General features: G+C 69.3%; 24 protein-coding genes and 1 pseudogene. 15 read left to right on the forward strand and 10 right to left on the reverse strand.

What is annotated here, in order from left to right; genetic code table 11:
* Positions 1–6: 6 nt before the first annotated feature.
* Complete coding sequence (locus N5I75_RS09545) at positions 7–1,443, reverse strand: regulator (RefSeq protein ID WP_476676249.1); 1,437 nt, start codon at positions 1,441–1,443, stop codon at positions 7–9.
* 335 nt (positions 1,444–1,778) lie between these two features.
* Between N5I75_RS09545 and N5I75_RS09550 the strand changes: the two genes are divergently transcribed.
* The 5 genes from N5I75_RS09550 (at position 1,779) to N5I75_RS09570 (ending at position 5,427) form a co-directional block, all read left to right on the forward strand.
* Positions 1,779–2,120: a 5-carboxymethyl-2-hydroxymuconate Delta-isomerase gene (locus tag N5I75_RS09550; RefSeq protein ID WP_476676251.1), complete on the forward strand. Its 342-nt coding sequence runs from the start codon at positions 1,779–1,781 to the stop codon at positions 2,118–2,120.
* A 102-nt stretch (positions 2,121–2,222) separates the two neighbouring features.
* A complete protein-coding gene (gene lipB, locus N5I75_RS09555) occupies positions 2,223–3,020 on the forward strand; it encodes a lipoyl(octanoyl) transferase LipB (protein ID WP_476676253.1) in 798 nt (265 codons plus the stop codon).
* A gap of 124 nt (positions 3,021–3,144) precedes the next feature.
* On the forward strand, positions 3,145–4,110 hold the full coding sequence (gene lipA / locus N5I75_RS09560; RefSeq protein WP_476676255.1) for a lipoyl synthase: 966 nt from the start codon (positions 3,145–3,147) through the stop codon (positions 4,108–4,110).
* A 346-nt stretch (positions 4,111–4,456) separates the two neighbouring features.
* Positions 4,457–4,654: an SCO2195 family GlnR-regulated protein gene (locus N5I75_RS09565; protein WP_361069087.1), complete on the forward strand. Its 198-nt coding sequence runs from the start codon at positions 4,457–4,459 to the stop codon at positions 4,652–4,654.
* Between the two features lie 74 nt (positions 4,655–4,728).
* A complete protein-coding gene (locus N5I75_RS09570) occupies positions 4,729–5,427 on the forward strand; it encodes a DUF4191 domain-containing protein (protein ID WP_476676257.1) in 699 nt (232 codons plus the stop codon).
* 267 nt (positions 5,428–5,694) lie between these two features.
* On the opposite strand, the gene N5I75_RS09575 is transcribed toward N5I75_RS09570, so the two are convergent.
* A complete protein-coding gene (locus N5I75_RS09575; RefSeq protein ID WP_476676259.1) occupies positions 5,695–6,162 on the reverse strand; it encodes an RDD family protein in 468 nt (155 codons plus the stop codon).
* Between the two features lie 190 nt (positions 6,163–6,352).
* On the opposite strand from N5I75_RS09575, the gene glnA reads away from it, so the two are divergent.
* Complete coding sequence (glnA, locus tag N5I75_RS09580; RefSeq protein WP_476676261.1) at positions 6,353–7,762, forward strand: type I glutamate--ammonia ligase; 1,410 nt, start codon at positions 6,353–6,355, stop codon at positions 7,760–7,762.
* 157 nt (positions 7,763–7,919) lie between these two features.
* Here glnA and N5I75_RS09585 read toward each other — a convergent pair whose 3' ends face one another.
* Positions 7,920–8,948, reverse strand: a complete 1,029-nt coding sequence (locus tag N5I75_RS09585) for a hypothetical protein (RefSeq protein ID WP_476676263.1) — start codon at positions 8,946–8,948, stop codon at positions 7,920–7,922.
* A gap of 852 nt (positions 8,949–9,800) precedes the next feature.
* On the opposite strand from N5I75_RS09585, the gene N5I75_RS09590 reads away from it, so the two are divergent.
* Together N5I75_RS09590 and N5I75_RS09595 are read left to right on the forward strand one after the other, a co-directional pair.
* Positions 9,801–10,187, forward strand: coding sequence for an effector-associated constant component EACC1 (locus N5I75_RS09590; protein ID WP_476676264.1), 387 nt, complete (start codon positions 9,801–9,803; stop codon positions 10,185–10,187).
* Complete coding sequence (locus N5I75_RS09595; protein WP_476676266.1) at positions 10,184–11,350, forward strand: caspase family protein; 1,167 nt, start codon at positions 10,184–10,186, stop codon at positions 11,348–11,350. Before N5I75_RS09590 ends, N5I75_RS09595 begins: the two co-directional genes overlap by 4 nt.
* A gap of 527 nt (positions 11,351–11,877) precedes the next feature.
* Here N5I75_RS09595 and N5I75_RS09600 read toward each other — a convergent pair.
* Entirely contained in the window at positions 11,878–12,456 is a 579-nt protein-coding gene (locus N5I75_RS09600) for a DUF6415 family natural product biosynthesis protein (RefSeq protein ID WP_476676268.1), read from the reverse strand.
* Between the two features lie 140 nt (positions 12,457–12,596).
* Here N5I75_RS09600 and N5I75_RS09605 point away from each other — a divergent pair, with 140 nt between their 5' ends.
* Positions 12,597–13,775, forward strand: coding sequence for a transcriptional regulator (locus N5I75_RS09605; RefSeq protein WP_476676270.1), 1,179 nt, complete (start codon positions 12,597–12,599; stop codon positions 13,773–13,775).
* Between the two features lie 38 nt (positions 13,776–13,813).
* Here the strand turns inward: N5I75_RS09605 and N5I75_RS09610 are convergent, their stop codons facing one another.
* The 6 genes and pseudogenes from N5I75_RS09610 to N5I75_RS09635 form a co-directional block, all read right to left on the reverse strand.
* Positions 13,814–14,536 carry an ANTAR domain-containing response regulator gene (locus tag N5I75_RS09610; protein ID WP_476676272.1) on the reverse strand — a complete coding sequence of 241 codons (723 nt, stop codon included), beginning with the start codon at positions 14,534–14,536 and terminating at the stop codon, positions 13,814–13,816.
* Between the two features lie 13 nt (positions 14,537–14,549).
* Positions 14,550–15,398: an ANTAR domain-containing protein gene (locus tag N5I75_RS09615; RefSeq protein WP_476676273.1), complete on the reverse strand. Its 849-nt coding sequence runs from the start codon at positions 15,396–15,398 to the stop codon at positions 14,550–14,552.
* A 24-nt stretch (positions 15,399–15,422) separates the two neighbouring features.
* Positions 15,423–15,746: a PAS domain-containing protein gene (locus N5I75_RS09620; protein WP_476677001.1), complete on the reverse strand. Its 324-nt coding sequence runs from the start codon at positions 15,744–15,746 to the stop codon at positions 15,423–15,425.
* Positions 15,747–16,102: 356 nt separating this feature from the next.
* Positions 16,103–17,290: pseudogene (locus N5I75_RS09625) on the reverse strand (CheR family methyltransferase); the annotation flags it as partial.
* Positions 17,291–17,300: 10 nt separating this feature from the next.
* Positions 17,301–17,918: a chemotaxis protein CheB gene (locus tag N5I75_RS09630; RefSeq protein WP_476676275.1), complete on the reverse strand. Its 618-nt coding sequence runs from the start codon at positions 17,916–17,918 to the stop codon at positions 17,301–17,303.
* A gap of 157 nt (positions 17,919–18,075) precedes the next feature.
* The gene (locus N5I75_RS09635; protein WP_398196802.1) at positions 18,076–18,354 is read right to left on the reverse strand and encodes a hypothetical protein; all 279 of its coding nucleotides are present in this window, start codon (positions 18,352–18,354) and stop codon (positions 18,076–18,078) included.
* Positions 18,355–18,501: 147 nt separating this feature from the next.
* On the opposite strand from N5I75_RS09635, the gene N5I75_RS09640 reads away from it, so the two are divergent.
* The 6 genes from N5I75_RS09640 (at position 18,502) to N5I75_RS09665 (ending at position 22,926) form a co-directional block, all read left to right on the forward strand.
* Positions 18,502–18,864, forward strand: a complete 363-nt coding sequence (locus tag N5I75_RS09640) for an arsenate reductase family protein (protein WP_476676277.1) — start codon at positions 18,502–18,504, stop codon at positions 18,862–18,864.
* 112 nt (positions 18,865–18,976) lie between these two features.
* A complete protein-coding gene (gene glnII, locus N5I75_RS09645; protein WP_476676279.1) occupies positions 18,977–20,008 on the forward strand; it encodes a glutamine synthetase in 1,032 nt (343 codons plus the stop codon).
* 83 nt (positions 20,009–20,091) lie between these two features.
* Positions 20,092–20,217: a hypothetical protein gene (locus N5I75_RS09650; protein WP_394434753.1), complete on the forward strand. Its 126-nt coding sequence runs from the start codon at positions 20,092–20,094 to the stop codon at positions 20,215–20,217.
* Between the two features lie 93 nt (positions 20,218–20,310).
* Positions 20,311–20,904, forward strand: a complete 594-nt coding sequence (locus N5I75_RS09655) for a winged helix-turn-helix domain-containing protein (RefSeq protein ID WP_476676282.1) — start codon at positions 20,311–20,313, stop codon at positions 20,902–20,904.
* Between the two features lie 118 nt (positions 20,905–21,022).
* Positions 21,023–22,288 (forward strand): sensor histidine kinase, encoded by a 1,266-nt coding sequence (locus N5I75_RS09660; RefSeq protein WP_476676284.1) that lies wholly within the window; start codon positions 21,023–21,025, stop codon positions 22,286–22,288.
* On the forward strand, positions 22,273–22,926 hold the full coding sequence (locus N5I75_RS09665; RefSeq protein ID WP_476676285.1) for a response regulator transcription factor: 654 nt from the start codon (positions 22,273–22,275) through the stop codon (positions 22,924–22,926). The genes N5I75_RS09660 and N5I75_RS09665 overlap by 16 nt, the downstream gene beginning before the upstream one ends.
* The last annotated feature ends 29 nt before the right edge of the window (positions 22,927–22,955 follow it).

Below are 22,955 nucleotides of genomic sequence, written 5' to 3' on the forward strand. Positions count from 1 at the left end.
CGCCCGTCATCCCAGCGCCGCGACCTTCTCCCGGTACCCCCGGACGGGCCCCGCGTCCCGGTACGGCTCAAGCCGGCGCTCGAACTCCCGCACATACTCGTGCGCCCGCACCGACCGCATGTCCGCCGCCGCGGTCGCCGCCTCCGCGCCGAGCGCGCACGCCGAGTCCAGCTCGCCGAGGCCGAGCCGCGCGGAGGCGAGCACGACCCGGCAGAACAGCCGGCTCCGCGCGAACCCCGGCGCCCGCAGCCGCAGCGACCGCTCCGCGTGCTGCGCGGCCGTCCGGTACAGCTGGAGGTCCCGGTGGCAGTGCCCGAACTCGTCGGCCAGCTGCGCCTCGTCGAAGAACCGCGCCCAGTGCGGCACGTCCTCCCCCGTCCGCGCCGCCTCCAGCGCCCGCTCGGCCCGTACGAGCGACGCCGTACAGGCGCGCACCTCGCCGAGGACGCCGTGCCCGCGCGCCTCGACCGCGTGCAGGAGCGACTGCAGCAGGGCGGGCGCGGACGCCCCGACCCCCTGCTGCGCGACCCGCGCCAGCTGCACCGCCTCCCGGCCGTGCCCGAGGTAGACGGCCTGCCGGCTCATGGTGATGAGGACGTACGAGCCGTACATCCGGTCCCCCGCGGCCTGCGAGAGCCGCAGCGCCTGCACGAAGTACCGCTGCGCGAGCCCGTGCGCCGCGATGTCGTACGAGGTCCAGCCCGCGAGCCGGGTCAGATCGGCGACGGCCGCGAAGAGCCGCCGCCCGGTCTGCTCCCCGTACGTGCCGCGCAGCATGGGTTCGGCCTCGTGCTCCAGGTAGCGGACGAGCGCCTGGCGCGCGTGCCCGCCCCCGTAGGCGTGGTCGAGGGCGCGGAACAGCTCGCCGACCGAGCGGAGCGCCGCGATGTCGCCGCCGGTGACCCGGTGTCCTGGGCCGCGCTCGGTCGTGGTGCGCTGCCGGGGCACGACGGGCCGCCCCTGCGCGGGGACGCGGGGCGGTGCCTCACCCCGTAGGACGCGGTCGTCGGCGCGCCCGATCAGCCAGTCGCGGCTGGGCACGACGAGCCCGGCCGGGGTGAACGCGATCTTGCGGAGCTCGGCATGGCTCCCCGAGTCCTTGCGCCACAGGCCGCTGACGATGTCGACGGCCTCCTCGGGCGAGCCCGCGAACTCCAGGCCCGCGTAGACGGGGGCGCACGCGTCGAGCCCGAGGTCCTGGGCGGAGAGGCGGCGGCCGAGGCGGCGGGTGAACACCTCGGCGATCAGCGCGGGGGTCGTCCCGCGCGGCTGCTGCCCGCGCAGCCATCTGGTCACCGATGTCTTGTCGTACCGCAGGTCAAGACCGTGTTCGAGCCCGAGTTGGTCCACGCGGCGGGCGAGGCCCGCGTTGGAGAAACCAGCCTCCGCGATGAGCGCGGCGAGCTGGCGGTTCGGTGTGCGCTGCGGAGGTCGTTCCGTCATCAGCTGTGCGGTCTCCTGCCTTCCGGGCCGGGGTGCAGCCCTCATGGAACGGCGCGAATGTAGCGGCGATATTCGGCCTCCACCGGGCCTTGAAGGACCCTTCATCCGATCGTGTGACGAACCCCGCAAAGAGTGGACGCGACAGCGCTCGAACGAGGGGCGGAAGGCGTACGAGCGGCGTGCGGACGGGGCGGTCCGGAGGCAGCCTCCGCTCAGGCATACGATTCCTGTGCACTACACCGAGAAGTACGGAGCACTGGTAAGCGGTCGGCGACGGCCTCGATCGCCGCGCGCCGCCGCCCCGTACTCGGAGAAGTACCCGGAAGGTCTGTCCCGTGCCTCACATCGTCATCGACTACTCCGACGGCCTCGCCGGCACGGTCGACGTCCCCGCCCTCGTGGCCGAACTCCACCCCCTCGTCGTCGAGCGCGTCAGCTCGGTCGGCGTCGGCAAGACGTTCGCCCGGCCCTCCACCACGTACGTGGACGGGGTCGCGGCCGCGTTCGTGCACGTGGAGGTCGGTCTGCTCGCGGGCCGTCCGCAAGCCGCGAAGAACGCGCTGTCGGAGGACGTCCTCGCCCTCCTGGACAAGCACACCTCGGCGGCCCCGGGCGTCACCTGCTCCGTGGAGGTCCGCGACCTGGACGCCTCGTACCGCCTCTTCCCCACCCACTGAGCCCGGGAGCGGGAGCCGTACAGTTGTTCCGGGCGCGATATATGCACGGTGCAGCTGGATGTGCACGGTGCGGCTGGTCAGCTGCTGAGGGAGGCACGTGCCGTGAGTGAGTTCCGGTTCGTCCGCATGGGGTTCGGTGCGGACATGGTCGAGTACCAGGTCGCCTGGGACGAGCAGCGCCGCGTGCACGCCGCCCGTTTCGCCGACGAGGTGCCCGACACCTGTCTGCTCCTGGAGCACCCGGCGGTCTACACCGCGGGCCGGCGCACGGCGCCCGAGGAGCGCCCCCTGGACGGCACCCCCGTCATCGACGTGGACCGCGGCGGCAAGATCACCTGGCACGGCCCGGGCCAGCTCGTCGGCTACCCGATCCAGAAGCTGCCCCGCCCGGTCGACGTGGTCGCGCACCTGCGCCGCCTGGAGGACGCGATGATCGCGGTCTGCGCAGAGTTCGGCGTCGAGACCTCGCGGGTGGAGGGCCGGGCGGGCGTCTGGGTCCTCGGCGACCCGGTCGCCCAACGGCCCCAGCTCGGCGGCCTCACCCTCGACTTCGACCCGCGCGCCGCCGACCCGGAGTTCGACCCCCGGCTCAACGGCCCGGAGTACGCCCCGTCCAACGCGGGCCAGCGCCGCGAGGACCGCAAGATCTGCGCCATGGGCATCCGCGTCGCCAAGGGCGTCACGATGCACGGCTTCGCGCTGAACGTGAACCCGGACACCTCGAACTTCGACAAGATCATCCCCTGCGGCATCCGCGACGCGGGCGTCACCTCGCTCTCGTACGAGCTGGGCCGCGAGGTCACGATCGAGGAGGTGCTCCCGGTCGCCGAGAAGCACCTGCGCACCGTCCTCGGCGACGCGGACCTGCGCCCGCGCGTCATCGAGAAGACCCCGGCGTAGCACCGTCCGGTGAACGGGCCGGGGAATGCACCCCGAGGGCCAGAGGTTGGCCGTCCGTAAGGGCCATGAACATTCGGGCGTACCCTGATGTACGCCGAGGAATCAAAGCTTTAGGGAGCCGGTCGTGTCCGCAGTCGCACCCGACGGACGCAAGATGCTGCGCCTGGAGGTCCGTAACGCTCAGACCCCCATCGAGCGCAAGCCCGAGTGGATCAAGACCCGGGCGAAAATGGGTCCCGAGTACACGAAGATGCAGAACCTCGTGAAGTCCGAGGGCCTGCACACGGTCTGCCAGGAAGCGGGCTGTCCCAACATCTACGAGTGCTGGGAGGACCGCGAGGCCACGTTCCTCATCGGCGGTGACCAGTGCACCCGTCGCTGCGACTTCTGCCAGATCGACACCGGCAAGCCCGAGGCGCTCGACCGCGACGAGCCGCGCCGCGTCGGCGAGTCCGTCGTCACGATGGACCTGAACTACGCCACGATCACCGGCGTCGCCCGCGACGACCTCGAGGACGGCGGCGCCTGGCTCTACGCGGAGACGGTCCGCCAGATCCACGAGCAGACGGCGAACCGCCCCGACGGCCGTACGAAGGTCGAGCTCCTGGCCCCCGACTTCAACGCGGTGCCCGAGCAGCTGGCCGAGGTCTTCTCGTCCCGCCCCGAGGTCTTCGCGCACAACGTCGAGACGGTCCCGCGCATCTTCAAGCGCATCCGCCCGGGCTTCCGCTACGACCGCTCCCTCAAGGTGATCACCGAGGCCCGCGAGTACGGCCTCGTCACCAAGTCCAACCTGATCCTGGGCATGGGTGAGGAGCGCGCCGAGGTCAGCGAGGCGCTGCGCCAGCTGCATGACGCGGGCTGCGAGCTCATCACCATCACGCAGTACCTGCGGCCCTCCGTGCGCCACCACCCCGTGGAGCGCTGGGTCAAGCCGCACGAGTTCGTGGAGCTGAAGGAGGAGGCCGAGCAGATCGGTTTCTCCGGCGTCATGTCGGGCCCGCTGGTCCGCTCCTCGTACCGCGCGGGCCGGCTGTTCCAGATGGCGGTCGAGAAGCGCGGCGCGTACGTGGCCTCGCAGGCGGTGTGAGCGCGGGCACTCCGTGCCGAACGGGCCGTGCGGGACCGTGTGAACTCCCGCACAAGTGACTACCGGCCGGTATCGGCCTGAAGGACGCGGTCCCGGCCGTCCTCGCAGATGAGGGCGGCGATCGGGGCCGCGTCGACGTGTGAACGGCGTCCGCCGGGGCTTCATCACGGTTTGACCGTCCGGTCACGCCCTGGTAACACCAATCAGTGACCCTGAAATCACGCCTCGTGCACCTTTCACCAAAGCCGTGATCGGTTCCGTTTCCGTGACCGGCCGGGTGCCCCGTCACCCGTTCCGTCTTCCGTCTTTCGTCTCCGTGATCCGTTATCGAGGGGGGACCTCACCCATGCAGGCCGCGCCCGTACGCGCCACCGCGATCCCGACCTTCACCGACGCCCTGCGCGCCGTCGAGTCGCTGCTCATGAGCAGCGGTCAGCGCACCGCCCGCCGCAATGCCTGGACCTCCGTCCTGGAGGACCGCCGCCGCGCCAAGGACCGGGTGGAGGCGCAGCGCGTCCTCGAATCGTTCGGCTCGCGCGGCTGACCGCAGGCCTTCCGCCGGGCCGCCGGGCCGGTGCTGCTGTTCATCGGCGGCCACCGGCCACGTAGACTTCACGCATGGCGAGGAAGGAACCTGCAGCGGACGCTGCAAACACCGGGCGACTCAAGCAGATCGCTCTGACCTACAAGATGACCCGCAAGGTCGATTCGAAGATCGGTCTTGTACTCGCGGCTGTGGGAATCGTCACCTTCGGTGTCTTCCTCGCGATCGGTTTCTTGATCGGTCACCCCATCTATCTCGGAATTCTCGGCTTCCTGCTCGCCTTCCTCGCGATGGCGATCATCTTCGGGCGCCGCGCCGAGCGAGCGGCCTTCGGCCAGATGGAGGGCCAGCCCGGCGCGGCGGCCGCGGTGCTCGACAACATCGGGCGCGGCTGGACGACCACCCCGGCGGTCGCGATGAACCGCAGCCAGGACGTCGTGCACCGCGCGGTCGGCAAGGCCGGCATCGTGCTCGTCGCCGAGGGCAACCCGAACCGGGTCAAGACCCTGCTGGCCGCCGAGAAGCGCCGGATGGCCCGCGTCGTCGCGGACGTCCCGGTCCACGACATCCTCGTCGGCAACGGTGAGGGCCAGGTCCCGCTCAAGAAGCTCCGCACGACCATGCTCAAGCTGCCCCGCGTGCTTCCTGGTCCCCAGGTGACCGCGACCAATGACCGGCTGCGGGCGATGGGCGACCTGATGTCGAACATGCCGCTGCCGAAGGGGCCGATGCCGAAGGGGATGCGGATGCCTCGCGGCGGCAAGATGCGCTGACGCTCCGCTGCTGTCCACGAAGAAGGCGCCCCGAGCTTTGTCGCTCGGGGCGCCTTCTTCGTTGTCTGTTTCTTTGTCTGCGGCGTGCGTCGTGGCTGGTCGCGCAGTTCCCCGCGCCCCTGAGATGTGCACTGCGTGCGCCATCTCAGAGGGCGCGTTTGATGTGCGGGCCCGGCACGCTCCAGGGGAAGGCGCGGCGAAGCCGCTGCCTTCAGGGGCGCGGGGAACTGCGCGACCAGCCCCCACCGGCCCGGTGGCCGACGACGCTCAGATACGGACCTCTACGGACTTCGCGAGCCGATCGTGCAGCCCGCGACCATCCCGGTCCCAGACCAGCGCGGGCACGGCCACACACAGAAGCAGCGTCCGCACGACAACCCGCCCGAACCCGAGCCGCCCGCCCGCCTCGGAAACAACCCGCAACCCGACGATCCGCTTACCCGGCGTACAGCCGATCGTGCCGACGGTCAGCACGCCGAGCACGAAGAAGATGAGCAGCGCCCAGTTCCCCGTAGCCTGGTCGTAACCATGCGTGACGAGGCCGTATGCGATCAGCATGCAGAGCGCCCAGTCGACGACGAGCGCCAGGAGGCGGCGGCCGGGGCGGGCGATGGAACCGGGCCCGTGCTCCGGCAGGCCGAGCTGCTGGCCGCGGTAACCGAAGTCCGCGCCCGACTGTTCCAGGGCCTCGCGGGGCCCGGACAGCCACGATCCCATTGCTTCCCTGTTGTCCACGCATCCACGGTACTGCCCTCGGCCGCCCGGCCCGCCCGGGCCCCCGGGTCCGGTTAACTTGAGCGAAACAAATGGGTCATGCTTGAGAAACCACGTCTGCCTATGGTCAGGTCCAGCGTGTGCCACCGCACCGGCCGCACCACCGAGCTGCAAACCCCGCCCCTCCCCGGGTGGGAGTAGGAGGAGTTGGATGTTCCAGAACGCCGATGACGCCAAGAAGTTCATCGCGGACGAGGACGTCAAGTTCGTCGACGTCCGGTTCTGCGACCTGCCGGGTGTGATGCAGCACTTCACGGTGCCGGCCGCGGCGTTCGACCCGACGGAGGAGCTGGCCTTCGACGGCTCCTCGATCCGTGGGTTCCAGGCCATCCACGAGTCCGACATGGCGCTCCGCGCCGACCTGACGACCGCGCGCGTCGACCCGTTCCGCCGCGACAAGACGGTCAACATCAACTTCTTCATCCACGACCCGATCACGGGCGAGCAGTACTCCCGCGACCCGCGCAACGTGGCGAAGAAGGCCGAGGCCTACCTCGCCTCCACCGGCATCGCCGACACCGCGTACTTCGGCCCCGAGGCCGAGTTCTACGTCTTCGACTCGGTCCGCTTCGAGACCTCGGCCAACCGTTCGGTCTACGAGATCGACTCGGAGGCGGGCGCCTGGAACACCGGCGCCGTCGAGAACAACCGCGGTTACAAGGTCCGCTACAAGGGCGGCTACTTCCCGGCCCCGCCGGTCGACCACTTCGCCGACCTGCGCGCGGAGATTTCCCTGGAGCTGGACCGTCAGGGCCTCCAGGTCGAGCGCCAGCACCACGAGGTCGGCACGGCCGGCCAGGCGGAGATCAACTACAAGTTCAACACGCTGCTCGCCGCGGCCGACGACCTGATGCTCTTCAAGTACATCGTGAAGAACGTCGCGTGGCGCAACAACAAGACCGCGACCTTCATGCCGAAGCCGATCTTCGGTGACAACGGTTCGGGCATGCACGTCCACCAGTCCCTGTGGTCCGGCGGCGACCCGCTCTTCTACGACGAGCAGGGCTACGCGGGCCTCTCCGACATCGCCCGCTACTACATCGGCGGCATCCTGAAGCACGCCCCGTCGCTCCTGGCCTTCACGAACCCGACGGTGAACTCGTACCACCGCCTGGTCCCGGGCTTCGAGGCGCCGGTCAACATGGTGTACTCGCAGCGCAACCGCTCCGCGGCCATGCGTATCCCGATCACGGGCTCGAACCCGAAGGCCAAGCGCGTCGAGTTCCGCGCGCCGGACCCGTCCTCGAACCCGTACCTCGCCTTCTCCGCGCTGCTGATGGCGGGCCTCGACGGCGTCAAGAACAAGATCGAGCCGGCCGAGCCGATCGACAAGGACCTCTACGAGCTGGCTCCCGAGGAGCACGCCAACGTCCAGCAGGTCCCGACGTCCCTCCCCGCGGTCCTCGACGCCCTCGAGGCGGACAACGAGTACCTCCAGGCCGGCGGCGTCTTCACCTCCGACCTGATCGAGACCTGGATCGACTACAAGCGCACGAACGAAATCGCCCCGATCCAGCTCCGCCCGCACCCGCACGAGTTTGAGCTCTACTTCGACATCTAAAGATCGTGTTCAGGTGACTTGGGCGGGATCGGACGTATGAGGTGCATGTGCTCCGTCCGCCCGCATCCCTGACCTAGCGACAGTGCGGCCGCCACTCCTCAGCGGGTGGCGGCCGCACCCGTTTTCACCAGCGCTGCGTAACACTTCGGGTCGCGCCTCACTTCCGCTTAGGGCAGCGGCTCTGGCCATCGCTCATTGCGTATGTCGAGACCTCCGCCGAGTTCACGGACATCACAGGATCAGGGCCGCCACGCTTGCGAGCCCGTGCCGGGTCCCACAAGTAGAGGACGGCACCATCTGTGCTAAAAGCAAGCAGCGCATGATCGATGGCAAGCGGGCCATTGTGCACGGAGAGCTCGCCCTTGAGCGGCTGCACACATATCCGCTTGCCCTGGATGCCGAAGTAGGAGTCGGGGGCGGTCGCGTGTACCACATCGCTAGCGGCGCGTTGGGCCGCTGCAGAAGTGCGGTTTATGAACGCAATTCCTCCGGCGAGGACGAGAATGACGGCGGCGCTTACGGAGACGACGTTTACGATGCTCTTCTCCCAGGCCCAGTGGAAGTGGCGCGCCCAGCCGTAGAGGGCAAGAGGCGGCAGGAGTAGCCCGACACAGCCGAGTGTCGGAAGCAGTGCAGACGCACCGGTCCAGTAAACGGGGGTGGAGACCGAGTCGGAGGGGATTCCGAAAGCGTCTTCCACATACAGGAACTGCAAGAACGAGCCGACGAACGGCAGGACCCACGGCAGGGGCAAAACGAGCACGGTAACCAGACCCACAGCATGTTTGCTGATCCAGGTCTGACGAACGGCGTACCAGCAGCCTCGGGGTACACACCACAGCAGGGCCAGACAGGAAAGTGCGAGCAGAATGGTTCTGATCTGCGCGATGACGTCGTAGGGGACCTGCCGGTGCCACATGTATCCAGGTATCGAGCTGCCGACGAGGACCAACGCCCCAACCGCCCAGCGCAACGGCCAGGGGCGGTGCTGATTGCTCGTGTACCAGTTGCCAACGAACCATGCGGCGACGGCCAGCGCCGCGAACATGGCCAGCTGGCCGATCAAGGATCGGTCGTACGCCAGCCAGCCATAGAACATGATCAGACACGCCAGGGCAAGGCGGAGTGTCGCCCCTCGACGACCGCGCCACCAGAGGTTCCCGTCCTCACCGGTCTCATTGGCCATGGGCCCAACGCTCTTACGCAAGCCGTGGCGCGACTCGTCGAAGCGGAATCCCGCGAGCTGCTGCTGTCGAAGCAGCTCTCTGACTTCTGTCTCCTCGACGGATGGAGAAACGCTGATGGTGCGCTGCTCGTCAGCTAGCCCCGCATGGGCACGAAGCGAGGCCAACCAGCCGAGCCCTCGCCTGTTCCGCCAACTTGATAGCTGAAAAACTCGCCACGTCACCAACGGCGTGGGCACTGGAGGGCGGACCAGTGCCCCTCCCACGATGGTCACAGACACGTGTGTGCCGATGACCTCCAGCAGGCGTCGGCGGGCGCCCGTTTCAGCGCCCGTGCGCGAGCCTGGAAGACGCACTTCTACGACGTAGGCGACTTGATCCTCTGGCTGGCCGGGATCCTCCTGGTCCCCCGCCAGCCGGATCGCCCATCCTTGCTGCTCACAAAGTCCCTTGGCTAGCAGCTGATCACGCTCACGCCTCGGAGTTCGAAAGACCAGATCCACTCGTTCGTCGAACACCGCGACCGGCAGACTGATTTCCGCCTCGACTACAGGTGCGGCAAGTCGAGGTTCGCCGGATCTGGCATCGTTCGCACCTCTGCGCGCCCCAGGAACCCTCGACGCAGTCGGCGTTCGCGTCCTCCGTTCACCCACCGACGTCGTCAGACGACGATTGAGTAACGTGCCGAAGAGCATTGTCCGGCGTCCCCCTTGCTGTCAGCGTTTCACCAGTGGACCGTCATACGGCCTAATTGCGTGCACGGTCGCACAGTGCGCAAGTTGTCACAACACGGCGTGTTGTAGCCAGAGTTGAGGAACGATAGTGCCGACCGTACGAAAGCTAGGGGGCCACGCATGACGCGCATCGAAGTACGCATAGATGGGCAGGACCAAGACGAGGCTTTGCAGTCTCTCCATGGCTGGCTGTCCGATGACTTGGCTATACGAACCACCGCAGAGATCTCCCTCCTTGAACAGCCCCCGCGTAGCGGGGCCATGGGGGGCTGGCTCGACGCCGTGCAGTTGGCCACGGAGAACGGCTGGAGTGCCGCGTCCTTCATATTGGCTCTTGCAGCATGGCGTCAGACACGAGCGCGTGCACCACGTATGACGATCCGACGCGGCGATCTCGAGATTTCCATCACGGACGCGTCACCGACGGAGATCGAAGGAGCCATCGCCTCTCTCGCTGAGCCCGCGCCGACGCCGACATCGAACCGATCAGGCGGCCAGCAGGCATGACAGCTAAACCCGACCCGCTTCAGTCCCGAGCCGTAATACTGGGAGTCAGCCGCTACTCACACCTCGAAGACCTTCCTGGCGTGGCTGACAACCTTCCCGCACTCGCAGATGCCATCCGCGGCCCCTACGGGTGGGGCCTCCCGGCTGAGCACTGCACCGTAGTGGCTGAGCCTGCCTCGCTGGACGGCATGCTGGAGCCCGTGAGCGCGGCCGCCAAAAGTGCTCGCGACACGCTGCTGGTCTACTACGCAGGACACGGGCTCTTGAACCGGCAGCAGGAACTCCATCTAGGGCTTCCAAACTCGCACATGGGTCAAGGACGCAGAGCGGTGCCCTACGCGTGGTTGCGTGAAGCCATCAGCGAGGGCCGCGCCCAGCGTCACGTGATCATCCTCGACTGCTGCTTCAGCGGCCGGGCTCTCGGCAGCATGTCGGGACCTGGCACCTTGGCCGACCAGGCGTGGATCGACGGCAGCTTCCTCATCGCGGCTGCCCCTGAGACCGGCCTCGCCCTCGATCCGCCTGGTGAGCCGTACACCGCCTTTACCGGCGAGCTCCTGGCCACGATGGAGCGCGGGGTTCCTGGGGCGGGCACGTGGCTCACGATGGACGACCTCTACGGTCACCTGCGCTCCGCGTTGGCCTCCAAGGAGCACCCCACGCCACAGCGCCGTACGCGAAATCGTGCTGGCGAGCTGGTGTGGGGACGCAACGCCGGCTACGAGCCGTCCCTGAAGCAGCCGGCCCATCTGCTCGCCGATAGCGCTGCGTGGCCCGACCCGGACCGATTCCTGGACGCTGCCGAGTTCATTCAGGCGCTTGGCGTGGTCCGTGTGATCAGCGGCCTCACGCAACGCGAGGTGAGTTCGAACTCCCCCCTACCACTGTCCGAGGGAAGCATCAGTCGGCTGCTCAACCTCGACGGCCTCCCTAAACGGTGGACGAAGACGATCGAGGCGTACCTTTCTGCGTGCGGCGTACCCGACGACCAAGTCGACCGATGGAAAACAGCCTGGGAACGGCTCAGAGCTGCCTCAGCGCAGACTTTTTCGATCGTCGCACCTGCTACGGCAACGGAGCAGAACTCGTCGAAGTCCTTGCGCAGTAGACTCAAAGCCATCGGTCTTCGCAAGCAGTCATCGGTGAAGCGCAGCAGCCGCTGACGCCATAACAAGCGCTGCCGACTTCCGCCAGTGGCAGGGCACTACTTCGTTGTAGGCGAGGCTGTGGCGGACGGCGTGTCCGTCTTCTGCGTAGTGCTTCCACCATCCCCACTGCCGGAGAACAGCCCGAGCTTCGCCCCAAGAAGCAAAAGGGCCACAGCAGCTACGCCAGCCCAAGTCTTTTTCTTTGGCCGCTTACGGCGGCCTGTGGGCCGGTTCACCATGTGACCAGCGCGATAGTACTGACCGGAACGCCCTGCCATCACAAACCCCCGAGTTGAACGACCGCCCTGCCCACCGAGTCTCTCAGCGAACCGAGCGGACGGCAGCTACGTCGAACGCACTTGGCTGAATTGAGGGCTGCCACGTGCATAGCAACGCTTTCTAAGGGGCCCTGAGAGGAGCGGTCCCCGTGCCGACGCCCCCTCAGTCTGCTCATCGAACACGCGCAGTAGATAGGCATAACGAAGGACTGCGCGGCCAAGAGCATCCCTCCGCCTTCTGCTGACCCAGGGCCACCCCGAGGCTTACTGCCCACAGTCGTCCCAACAGGCGGGTGCCTCCCCGTGCGCTCCGTTGAGCTGGACGAGATGGGCATGACCGCGATGAGCCCAGATCGTGTATCCAGGCCCGGACACGCCCCGCTTCACGGCGACCGCGACCATGTCCTCCGGGCCGGTGATCAGTTCCTCGCACCACCGACACACCTGCTGAAACTGCGTCTCGGGCACCGCGCGGCCGCCCAGAGTCTCATAGTGATCGGCCAGGGCGACGACCGACCGGCTCAAGCGCCGCGCATGGGCCAGACCCGCGGGCAGCCCCGGGCGAGCAACGATGTTCAGGCGGGCCCGTGCCTCGCCGATTCCGATGCGTGCGCAGACCGCCGGCACATCATCACAGGGCAGGGCATGCGCGAGAGCCACGACCTCCGGGATGGCGAGCATGATCATGCCGCGCAGGGAGAGAACGAGGGACTCCAGTTCCTCCGAGGTCGGGAGTTCGGGCTCCGCACCGAGTAGACGATGCGCGGTCGCCCGCATCGTTTGGGTGTCCAGGGGGCGCTTCTCCGGTCCTTCGGCTGATGGTGAGTGGACGGTGCAGTGCATAGATCAGCGCTCCTCACAGCTATGTGTACGCCCCGGTGCGTTCGTACCTCTTCATGCTTCGATAGCCCTTGACGGGGGAGAAGTTGACCAGCGGTGACTACTGTGGACAGTCCGGTCAACCCTTCGTTCGGAGGCAGCACATGACCGACTTCGCCACCAGCGCCCGCGCCGCTCTCGCGGACCGAGGAATCTCCATGCGCCGGGCCGCACGCGCGCTCAACTTCGACCCCTCGTACCTGTGCCGCGTACTTGGTGGGAAGCAAGCGGCCTCGGCGAATCTCGCCCGCGGCCTGGACGAACTCGTCGGTGCCGAGGGCGCGCTGGCTGCACTGGTCAGCGGGCCGAATAGCACGGCCGTACCCAGCACAGATGACGACCTGGAGGCCCTGGAACTCGCCCGGCGCGTAGAAGCGAGCGACGTCGGCGGGGAGACTTTGGACCGCCTCGAAAGCGCCTTTGACGGGTTCGCAGTGGCATACCAGACGGCCAACCCAGCCGCCCTTCTCCACGACGTACGGCGACACTCCTCGTACGTGCACAAGCTTCTGGACGAGCGGAAGACGCTCAGCGAGCACCGTCGACTGCTCGTCCTCGGCGGGTGGTTGTCACTGCTCGCCGCCACGCTGCACGTGGACCTCAAGGAGGGCACCGCCGCCACGTCGCGGCTTCGGACCGCGGCGCTGCTAGCCCAGCACGCCGAGCACCCCGACATTCTTGCGTGGACGTATGAGACGAGGGCGTGGCGAGCGCTTGTCGCGGGGGACTACGCGAAGGCGGTGGAGTTGTCCCGGGCCGCCCAAGGCCTCGCCCCGCGGGGCAGTTCCGTTCTGGCGCAGTCCGTGGCGCAGGAAGGGCGCGCACATGCCCGGCTCGGGCAGAGAGGTGAGGCGTACGACGCCATAGAGCGTGTGCAGCGGCTCGCGTCCGGCATGGTCATGCGCTCAGAGCCGCAGCACCACTACCAGTACGACCCGCGCAAAGTGATCAGCTATCAGGCGACCACGCTCGCCTGGCTAGGCGACCCGGCGGCCGAGGCGCCCGCGCGGGAGGTGATCGGGCGCCCTGGCCCCGGGCTTGCCCCGAACAGGTGGCCGCGCCGTATTGTCACGGCTCATCTCGACCTCGCGCTGGCGCTGCTCTGCCTCGATCGGCTGGACGAAGCGTCCGCGGCGGCGCAGACGGCGATCTCGTCAGGGCGTCTCCTGCCCGCGAATTTCTGGCGAGTCCTTGAGATCGTCAAGGGCGTCGAGGACCGCGGGCTGCCCGAAAGCCGCGACCTGCGGGAGGCGTACATGGAGCTGCGTCCCTCGCCGGCCTAGCGATGACCCGGACAGCTGAGCCATGACCCGCCCCGCGATCACGCCCCCTGCGGCAGATCCCCCGTCTCGATGACCCCCCGGCTCACATCCGCCACCTTCCGCTGATGCGACCGCGCATACTTCCGCAACCGCGAGAACGCCTCGTCCAGGGAGATCGAGTGTTGCGCGGCGAGGATGCCCTTGGCCTGTTCCACGACCACGCGGCTGGAGAGGGCGTGTTCGAGTTGGCCGGCCAGGACTCGGCTCTCCGTCACCTCGCGTTGGAGCGAGAGCGTGTGCGCGGCCGCGTCGGCGAAGGAGCGGGCCAGGGAGAGGGCCTTCTCGTCGAGGCTGCGGCCGGGGGCGCCGAAGAGGACGAGGGCGCCGGCCGGGCCGTCCTTCGCGGGGAGCGGCAGCGCGGTGACGCGGGTGTGGCCGAGGGACTTGACGCGGGCGGTCCAGCGCGGCCAGCGGGCGCGGGTGGGCTGCGTGGTCGCGTCCACGTCGATGAGGGCGCAGCCGGTAGTACGGACGTCGTAGCCGGGGCCCTCCTGCCAGGAGGCGGCGTCCGCGGCGAGGGAGCGCAGCGCCGGGTCGGTGGCCTCGGTGGCGACGGGCGCGGTGCCGGGCGCGTAGTGGACGATCGCTCCGGGCGCGTCGAACAACCGCCTGCCGCCCTCCACGAGGGTCGCGAGCAGGTTCTGCGTGTCGAGCGGGTCCCGAGCGGCCGCCCCTGTCAGTTGGGCGAAGACCGCCGCGAGTTCCTGCTCCTGGAGCGTCACGGTGGAAGACCTCTCAGCCGAGTTTCAGTTGTCCATGGACGATATCCCGGGCCACGTCCCCGATGGGGCGCCCGTCGGCGAACGCCCTGGCTTTGACCAGTTCCAGCGCGTCGCCGACCTGGCAGTGGAGTTGGATGGCGACCATACCGGCCGCCTGGTGGACGACGGCCCGGTAGTCGACGCCACCGAACAGCCCGGGTACCGCGTCCTGGCCGATCAACACACTTCTTGTGAGCGCGTCCGCGACCTCGGTGACCTGGGCTGTGGTGGTCGTGCCGGGGTGCGGGTCGAAGACGGCGAGCGCGCCGATGCACTCCCCCGGCACCTGCAGCGGCACCGCCACCACCTGGGCGATGCCGAGGGATCTGAGCGCCGGGCCGTATCCGGGCCAGCGGAGGCTCAGGACGGCGTCCGACGCCTCGACGGGGCAGCAGTGGCGCACGGCGTCGCGCGCGGGGCCCTCGCCGAGCACGAACTCCAGGTCCTGCGCCGTGTGGGAGGAAGGGTCGGAGGAGGCGACCGCCACCTGGTTGCGCTCCCCGTCGACGAGGGTCACCGCGACGCTGCTGGTGCCGCACGCCTCGGCGACTCCCGTCATGAAGAGGGGTTGCGGTCCCCCGTCGCGGGCCCACTGGCCGGTGCGGCGGGCGTGCGCCTCCAGGAGGTCGGCGGCGACCTTGTGACGGGTCGCGGTGGTGCGGTGGACGTCGGCCAGGCGCAGGCACAGGTCGTCGCCGGTCCGGTCGGCCAGGGACTCGTACCGGGTGGCGAGCCGGACGGCGCGGTCAGCGCGCTGACGGGCCGTGGCCGCACGCTGCCAGGCGAGCGCGGCTTGTGTCGGCGAACCGGCCCTGGGCTCCATGGACCTCAGCCTACGCCCGCCGGGTCAGACCGTACCGACGCTTCGGCCTTCTTCCATCAGAAGGACGACACCGCCGCGGTGCCCGTCGAACGGGCTGCACTGCACGGAGCAGACGAAGCTGCGGCCGAGCCGGTTGACCGCGTCGATCTGCACGGGCGCGCCGCGCTTGCCCGACTTGACGCAGTCCTCCACGACGGCGCGCAGCTTGTGCGTGGGCAGCCCGAACTCCAGGCCGAAGAAGGAGGTGTCCAGCACTTCGTCGGTGCGCAGGCCCCACAGGTCGATCGCGCCCCGGTTCCAGCTCTTGACGTTGAGCTTCTTGTCGAGGACGACGACGGCGGCGGCGATGGAGTGAGGACGCCCTCCAGGAAGGCGCGCGCCTCGTCCAGCTCCTCGCTGCGGATGCGCGTCTCCTCGTTCATCGTCTCCAGTTCCTCGTTGCCGGACTGGAGCTCCTCGTTGGTGGTCTCCAGCTCCTCGTTGGTCGACTGGAGTTCCTCGTTCGTCGTCTCCAGCTCCTCGATGGAGGACTGGAGCTCCTCGTTGGTCGTCTCCAGCTCCTCGTTCGTGGACTGGAGCTCCTCGTACGCCGTCTCGAGGTCCTCGCGTACACGCTTGATCTCGGCCTTGAGCTTGGTGGCGACGGTGACGTCGGTGAAGGTGATGTTGGTGGCGGCGGGGAGGCCGCCCGCGCCGACCAGCGGCTGCACGGTGATGTCGAAGAACTGGGCGTCGTCGCCCGCTCTGCGCTCCGCGCCGTTGACCCGCAGGGTGCGGCGCTCGTGGGTGGCCTGGTCGATGAGGGACCGGAGTTCGACGGGGCGGTAGGAGATCTCCAGGTCCTGGAAGGGGCGGCCGATGTCGTTGGTCGTCAGGCCGAACTGGACCCGGGCGTGGTTGTTGATGAGGACGACGACGCCGTCGGTGTCGACGGCGAGGGCGGCGCCCGGCGCGGCGTCGAGGACGAGGTCGCGCACCTGCCGGTTGCGGGCGACGCTCTGCAGTTCGCCGCCGAAGTTGGTGCGCAGCTTGGGCGGGGACGGCTGGTACGGGGCCGACGCGTTGCCCGCGCGGCGGCGGAAGATGCGCTGGCGCATGCTGACGACGTCGAACCGGTCGGCGTCGTTGAGCAGCATCTCGGCCTTGCCGAGGAAGAGGAAGCCGCGCTCGCGCAGGGCGAAGTGGAAGCGGTCGATGATCTGGGTCTGCGCCTCGACGTTGAAGTACATCAGCGCGTTGCGGCAGACGAGGAGGTCGAGGCGGGAGATCGGGGCGTCGCGGGTGATGTCGTGGCGGCCGAAGATGACGCGGCGGCGCAGGTCGGGCCGGAAGCTGTACTGCGAGCCGTTCACCTCGAAGTACCGGTCGCGCAGTTCGGCGCTGAGCGGTTCGAGGGTCTTCGCCGGGTAGAGGCCGGAGCGCGCGTCGCGCAGCGCCTCCTCGTCGACGTCGGTGCCGTAGATCTTGACGCGGGCCAGGGTCTCGTCGAGGCCGAGGTGCTCGGCGAACATGATGGCGAGCGAATAGGCCTCCTCGCCGCTGGAGCAGCCCGCGCTCCACACCCGGATCTCGTCCTCGGCGCCGAGCCGTTCGAGGAGTTCGGGGATCACCTCGTGCTGGAGGAAGGTCCAGGCGTCGGCGTCCCGGAAGAGGGAGGTGACGTTGATGAGGATGGTGTTGAACAGGGCCCGGAATTCGTCGGCGTTCGTCTCCAGGAGGTCGCGGTAGTCCGAGTAGGCGTTGATGCCGACGTCGGCCATGCGCTTGCGGATGCGGCGGCCGAGCGACGAGCGCTTGTATCCGGTGAAATCGAAGCCGCGGGCGTCCCTCAGGAAGCCGAGGAGGTCCTCCAGCTCCTCGTCCGTCTCCACCTCGCGGGGCGCTTCGCTCATCGTCGCGTACCTACTGCCTCTTGAACTCGACAAGTCCACGGATGACCGTGGGGATTTCCTCCAGAGGTAGCACGAAGTCCACCGCTCCCGTACCCATTGCGGCCTCCGGCATGCCTCGGAACTCCGCGCTCTGCGGATCCTGCGCGATCACGGTACCGCCCCGGCTCTTCACGGCGTCCACACCCATCGCGCCGTCGTTGCCGGTGCCGGTGAGCACGACGGCGACGGCGCGCGGCCCGTACGCGCCGGCCATCGACTCGAAGAGCAGGTCGGCCGAGGGCCGCAGGAAGTGGACCAGTTCCGTACGGGTGAGGGTGAGCGTGCCGTCGGCGCCGACGAGGAGGTGCCGGTCGGGCGGTGCGATGTATACGGTGCCGGGCCGGGCCGTCTCGTCCTGTTCGGCGAGTTTGACGACGAGGTCGGTGCGGCGGCCCAGGATCTCGGCGAGGACGGTGCGGTGGCGCGGGTCCAGGTGCTGCACGACGAGCACGGGCACGGGCAGGTCGGCGTCGAGCCCGCCGAGCAGGGTGGCGAGGCCGTGGATGCCGCCTGCGGACGCGGCGACCGCGATGACCGCGAAGGTGTCGGGACCGGTGTCGGGGCCTGAGTCGGGCAACTGGGACGGCACCCCGCCCAGCCTAGTCGTACAAGGTGCGCCGCACAGGGTGCCGTTCCCGGCCACGCCGTACTCCGCACAGGTGACCCGTCCGGCGGGGTGTGCCCACGGGCGGCCGGACGCGCCGGAGGGGCCGGACACGCGGTCCGGCCCCTCGGGCGCCTCAGGTTCAGCGGCAGTAGCGCATCAGCGCCCGCACCATGTGGCACGTCGTGTCCGACGGCGGATGGATACCGATGAGCTCGGCCGTGGCGCGGATCCTCTTGTTGTGGGCCTGGTTCGGCAGGTAGACGCCCGAGTCGAGCAGGGCTATCGCCAGGCGCATGGCCTTGAGGCGACGGTTGTGGGTGATGTACCAGTCGCGGGGCCGTCCCGCGGGGAGCGGCTTCTTGGCGAGTGGCGCGTACGGCAGGTCCAGCAGCATCGGTGCGGCAGCGGGCACAGGCATCCTCCTGTCGCGAACTCGAAAGCCCCCGAAAGCTCTCGAACAGTGCTTCTATTCTACTGCGGACCACTGACAAAAGCCGCTGGCCAGCGCCTACTTGAGGGCGACTCGGGAGGTGTCTCGGGAGGCGTCTCGCGTACCGTGGGCCCCATGGAGATCTGGATCAACCCGGCCTGTTCGAAGTGCCGCGGCGCGCTGACCCTGCTCGACGCCGAGGGCGCCGACTACACGGTGCGCCGCTACCTGGAGGACGTGCCGTCCCCGGACGAGATCCGCGCCGTTCTCGGCCGGCTCGGCCTGGAGCCGTGGGACATCACCCGCACCCAGGAGGCGGCCGCGAAGGAGCTGGGTCTCGCCTCGTGGGCGCGTGACGCGGAGAGCCGCGAGCAGTGGATCGAGGCGCTGGCCGCCCGTCCGAAGCTGATCCAGCGCCCGATCATCACCGCCGACGACGGCACGGCGGTGGTGGGCCGCAGCGAGGAGGCCGTACGGGACGCGCTCGGACGGGGCTGACGTACCACGGAGAACGCCGGTAACACGGGGTTCACATCCGGGCAACGGACGGGAAATCGCCTGTTGACAGGCTGCGCGGCAGATAGCGACCCGTACCTGAGGATGTGGCCCCGTGACGTTCAAGGCTGAGTACATATGGATCGACGGCACCGAGCCGACGGCCAAGCTCCGTTCGAAGACGAAGATCATCGCGGGCGCCCCCGAAGGCCTCGGCACGCTGCCGATCTGGGGGTTCGACGGGTCGTCGACCAACCAGGCCGAGGGCCACGCCTCGGACCGCGTCCTCAAGCCCGTCGCCGTGTACCCGGACCCGATCCGCGGCGGTGACGACGTGCTCGTCATGTGCGAGGTCCTGAACATCGACATGACGCCGCACGAGTCGAACACGCGGGCCGCGCTCGCCGAGACCGAGGCCCGCTTCGGCGCGCAGGAGCCGATCTTCGGCATCGAGCAGGAGTACACGTTCTTCGAGGGCGACCGCCCGCTCGGCTTCCCCGTCGGCGGCTTCCCCGCCGCGCAGGGCGGCTACTACTGCGGTGTCGGCACGGACGAGATCCACGGGCGTGACGTCGTCGAGGCGCACCTGGACAACTGCCTCAAGGCCGGTCTCGGCATCTCCGGCATCAACGCCGAGGTCATGCCCGGCCAGTGGGAGTTCCAGGTCGGCCCGCTCGCCCCGCTCGAGGTCTCCGACCAGCTGTGGGTGGCGCGCTGGCTGCTCTACCGCACCGCCGAGGACTTCAAGGTCTCCGCGACCCTCGACCCGAAGCCGGTCAAGGGCGACTGGAACGGCGCGGGCGCGCACACCAACTTCTCGACGAAGGCGATGCGCGAGGGGTACGACGCGATCATCACCGCCGCCGAGTCGCTCGGCGAGGGTTCCAAGCCGATGGACCACGTCAAGAACTACGGCGCCGGCATCGACGACCGCCTGACCGGCCTGCACGAGACCGCCCCGTGGAACGAGTACTCGTACGGCGTCTCCGACCGCGGCGCCTCGGTGCGCATCCCGTGGCAGGTCGAGAAGGACGGCAAGGGGTACATCGAGGACCGGCGTCCGAACGCCAACGTCGACCCGTACGTCGTCACGCGGCTGCTCGTCGACACCTGCTGCTCCGCGCTGGAGAAGGCCGGGCAGGTCTGATTTCGGCCATGTCACCCTCGTGGGCGCCCGCATTGTGTGCGGGCGCCCTCTTCTTTGCGTACGGCATCTGCTTCAATGAGGGCATGGCCAGTCACCAGAACATCACCGCGCGGGGTCGTCGCCACGACCTCGAGCCGTTCTGGCCCTCCCGTCAGCACCACGACTTCGACCGGGTGTGTTGCCGCGCGACGAACGCGCAGGCCCTCTAAAACCGGCACCGGTCCATCCGCTGCACGGCCTTCGGTCCGCGCGCACGACGTACGTCTCGCATTGACGACTCCGCGCGAAAGAGTTGACCACTCATGGCTGACGCCCGCCCGATCTCCCCGCTCCCCCGCCCGCCCCACACCCGTACCCGGCTGCGCGCCGTCGACCGGGACGAGGTGGCGCCCGCCGCCCTCGTCCCCGCCGTGGACGTCGCCGACTACCTGCCGCCGGGCGCCACACTGCTGCCCGCGCCGCCGCACACCCTGCCCACCCTTCCGGGCCGGCCTCCGATGATCGGCTACCTGGTGCTGGTCCCGGCCGATCAGCAGCCCCCGCTGCCCGTGACGCCCGCCCCGGCCGCCGAGGAAGGGCCCGAGAAGGGCTCAGTCCCGTCCGACGCGCTCATCGGGATCGACGACGCGCAGCGCACCGCCAGCGTCCGGGGCCGCCAACTCGACCTCACCTACCTGGAGTTCGAGCTGCTCGCCCACCTCGTCGCGCATCCGCACCGGGTGCACACCCGCGACCAGCTCGTCACCACCGTGTGGGGGTACGGGCACGTGGGCGACGGCCGCACCGTCGACGTCCACATCGCGCGGCTGCGCCGCAAGCTGGGCGCCGAGCACCGGCACACGATCCAGACGGTGCGCCGCGTCGGCTACAAGTACGCGCCGCCCGCGAGCCACTGAACCGCCCCGCCGGGGTGGAGGCAGCACCACCCCGGTACGGGTGCCGTTCCCACTGTCCCGACCGCCCCGACCGGCCACACTGTGAGGCGTACGGGCGTCGGGGAGGACGGAGCGGGCGATGGGTGCGAGGGCGCGGAGCGCCGTGGTGGCGGGGCTGCGCGGCCTCTGGGTCGCGGTGGCGGGGTTCGCCGGGTCGCTCACCCTGTTCGTGCTGTCGGTCCTGTCGATCGCGCTGACGGTCGCCGGGGTCGGCATCGTGACCACCCCGTGGGTGCTCGGCCTCGTACGGCACTGGGCGAACTGGCGGCGGGCCGTCGCCGCCGAGTGGTGCGGGGTGCGGATCCCGGCCACGTACCGGCCGTTCCCGGACGATCCGCGCGGCGGGCTCGTCGGGCGGGCCGGGCGGACCCGGCTGCTCCTCGGCGACCCGGCGACCTGGCGGGACCTGGGGTGGCTGCTCACCGACATGACGGCCGGGTTCGTCACCGCGCTGCTGCCCGCCGCGCTGACCTTCTACCCCCTGGAGGGGTACGCGCTCGCGGCCGGGCTGTGGCGGGCGTTCACGGACGGCACGTACGTCGGCTGGTGGTACGGGTTCGTGCCGGTCGGCGGCCAGGGCACGGCCCTGCTCGCCGCACTCCTCGCCACGGCGCTGCTCGCCACCGGCCTGTACGTGACGCCCGCGCTGCTGCGGGCGCACTTCCTCCTCACCCGGTACGTGCTCGCGCCGCCCGGCGGTGAACTGGAGCAGCGCGTCCGGGACCTGACCGCTTCGCGGCGGGCCGCCGTGGACACCTCGGCGGCCGAGCTGCGGCGCATCGAGCGCGATCTGCACGACGGGGCGCAGGCCCGGCTCGTCGCGGTCGGCATGGACCTGGGCACGGTCGAGGCGCTGATGGAGAAGGACCCGGCGAAGGCCAGGGAGCTGCTCGCGCAGGCCCGCCGTTCGTCGGCGGAGGCGCTCACCGAGCTGCGGGACCTGGTGCGCGGCATCCATCCGCCGGTGCTCGCCGAGCGCGGGCTCGGCGACGCGGTCCGGGCCCTCGCACTGCGCCTCCCCGTGCCGACGGAGGTCGAGGTGGAGCTGGCGGGGCGGGCCGAGGCGCCGGTCGAGTCGGCCGCGTACTTCGCGATCAGCGAGGCGCTCACCAACGCCGTGAAGCACGCGGGCGCCGACCGGATCTGGGTCGATCTCGCGCACTCCGAGGGGTACCTGCGGATCGCCGTCACGGACGACGGCAGGGGCGGCGCGGTGCTCACCGAGGGCGGCGGTCTGAGCGGTGTCGAGCGCAGGCTCGGTACATTCGACGGTGTCCTCGCCGTCAGCTCCCCGGCCGGCGGTCCGACCATGGTGACGATGGAGATCCCTTGCGTGTTGTCCTAGCCGAGGACCTGTTCCTGCTGCGGGACGGTCTGGTGCGGATGCTTCAGGCGTACGACTTCGAGATCGCCGCCGCCGTCGAGAGCGGACCCGAACTCACCAAGGCACTGGCCGAGTTGACGCCGGACATCGCCGTCGTCGACGTACGCCTGCCGCCCTCGCACACCGACGAGGGGCTGCAGTGCGCGCTCGCCGCGCGCCGCGAGCGGCCGGGCCTGCCGGTCCTCGTCCTCTCGCAGCACGTGGAGCAGTTGTACGCGCGTGAGCTCCTCGCCGACGGCGACGGCGGGGTCGGCTACCTCCTCAAGGACCGGGTCTTCGACGCGGACCAGTTCATCGACGCGGTCCGGCGCGTGGCGGCCGGGGGTACGGCGATGGACCCGCAGGTCATCCAGCAACTCCTGTCGCGGCGCGCGGCGGACGCCCCGGTCGGCGGGCTCACCCCGCGTGAGCTGGAGGTGCTCGAACTGATGGCGCAGGGCCGCTCGAACGCGGCGATCGCGGGCCAGCTGGTGGTCACCGAGCGCGCCATCGCCAAGCACACCTCCAACATCTTCGCCAAGCTCGGCCTGCCGGTCTCCGACGACGACAACCGGCGGGTGCTCGCGGTCCTGGCCTATCTGGACCGGGGCGGTCGCTGAGTTCGCTCCTGTTCCTGAGAACCGCGGGC

It is taken from the genome of Streptomyces sp. R818, assembly GCF_056172735.1.

Excerpts from the sequence above, each read along its gene's own strand:
- N5I75_RS09565 (WP_361069087.1), top strand. The coding sequence starts at position 4,457 with ATGCAGGCCGCGCCCGTACGCGCCACCGCGATCCCGACCTTCACCGAC.
- N5I75_RS09595 (WP_476676266.1), top strand. The coding sequence starts at position 10,184 with ATGACAGCTAAACCCGACCCGCTTCAGTCCCGAGCCGTAATACTGGGA.
- N5I75_RS09585 (WP_476676263.1), bottom strand. The coding sequence starts at position 8,948 with ATGGCCAATGAGACCGGTGAGGACGGGAACCTCTGGTGGCGCGGTCGT.
- N5I75_RS09635 (WP_398196802.1), bottom strand. The coding sequence starts at position 18,354 with ATGCCTGTGCCCGCTGCCGCACCGATGCTGCTGGACCTGCCGTACGCG.
- N5I75_RS09660 (WP_476676284.1), top strand. The coding sequence starts at position 21,023 with ATGGGTGCGAGGGCGCGGAGCGCCGTGGTGGCGGGGCTGCGCGGCCTC.
- N5I75_RS09570 (WP_476676257.1), top strand. The coding sequence starts at position 4,729 with ATGGCGAGGAAGGAACCTGCAGCGGACGCTGCAAACACCGGGCGACTC.
- N5I75_RS09655 (WP_476676282.1), top strand. The coding sequence starts at position 20,311 with ATGGCTGACGCCCGCCCGATCTCCCCGCTCCCCCGCCCGCCCCACACC.
- glnA (WP_476676261.1), top strand. The coding sequence starts at position 6,353 with ATGTTCCAGAACGCCGATGACGCCAAGAAGTTCATCGCGGACGAGGAC.
- N5I75_RS09600 (WP_476676268.1), bottom strand. The coding sequence starts at position 12,456 with ATGCACTGCACCGTCCACTCACCATCAGCCGAAGGACCGGAGAAGCGC.
- N5I75_RS09590 (WP_476676264.1), top strand. The coding sequence starts at position 9,801 with ATGACGCGCATCGAAGTACGCATAGATGGGCAGGACCAAGACGAGGCT.
- N5I75_RS09545 (WP_476676249.1), bottom strand. The coding sequence starts at position 1,443 with ATGACGGAACGACCTCCGCAGCGCACACCGAACCGCCAGCTCGCCGCG.
- N5I75_RS09605 (WP_476676270.1), top strand. The coding sequence starts at position 12,597 with ATGACCGACTTCGCCACCAGCGCCCGCGCCGCTCTCGCGGACCGAGGA.
- N5I75_RS09640 (WP_476676277.1), top strand. The coding sequence starts at position 18,502 with ATGGAGATCTGGATCAACCCGGCCTGTTCGAAGTGCCGCGGCGCGCTG.
- N5I75_RS09650 (WP_394434753.1), top strand. The coding sequence starts at position 20,092 with ATGGCCAGTCACCAGAACATCACCGCGCGGGGTCGTCGCCACGACCTC.
- N5I75_RS09615 (WP_476676273.1), bottom strand. The coding sequence starts at position 15,398 with ATGGAGCCCAGGGCCGGTTCGCCGACACAAGCCGCGCTCGCCTGGCAG.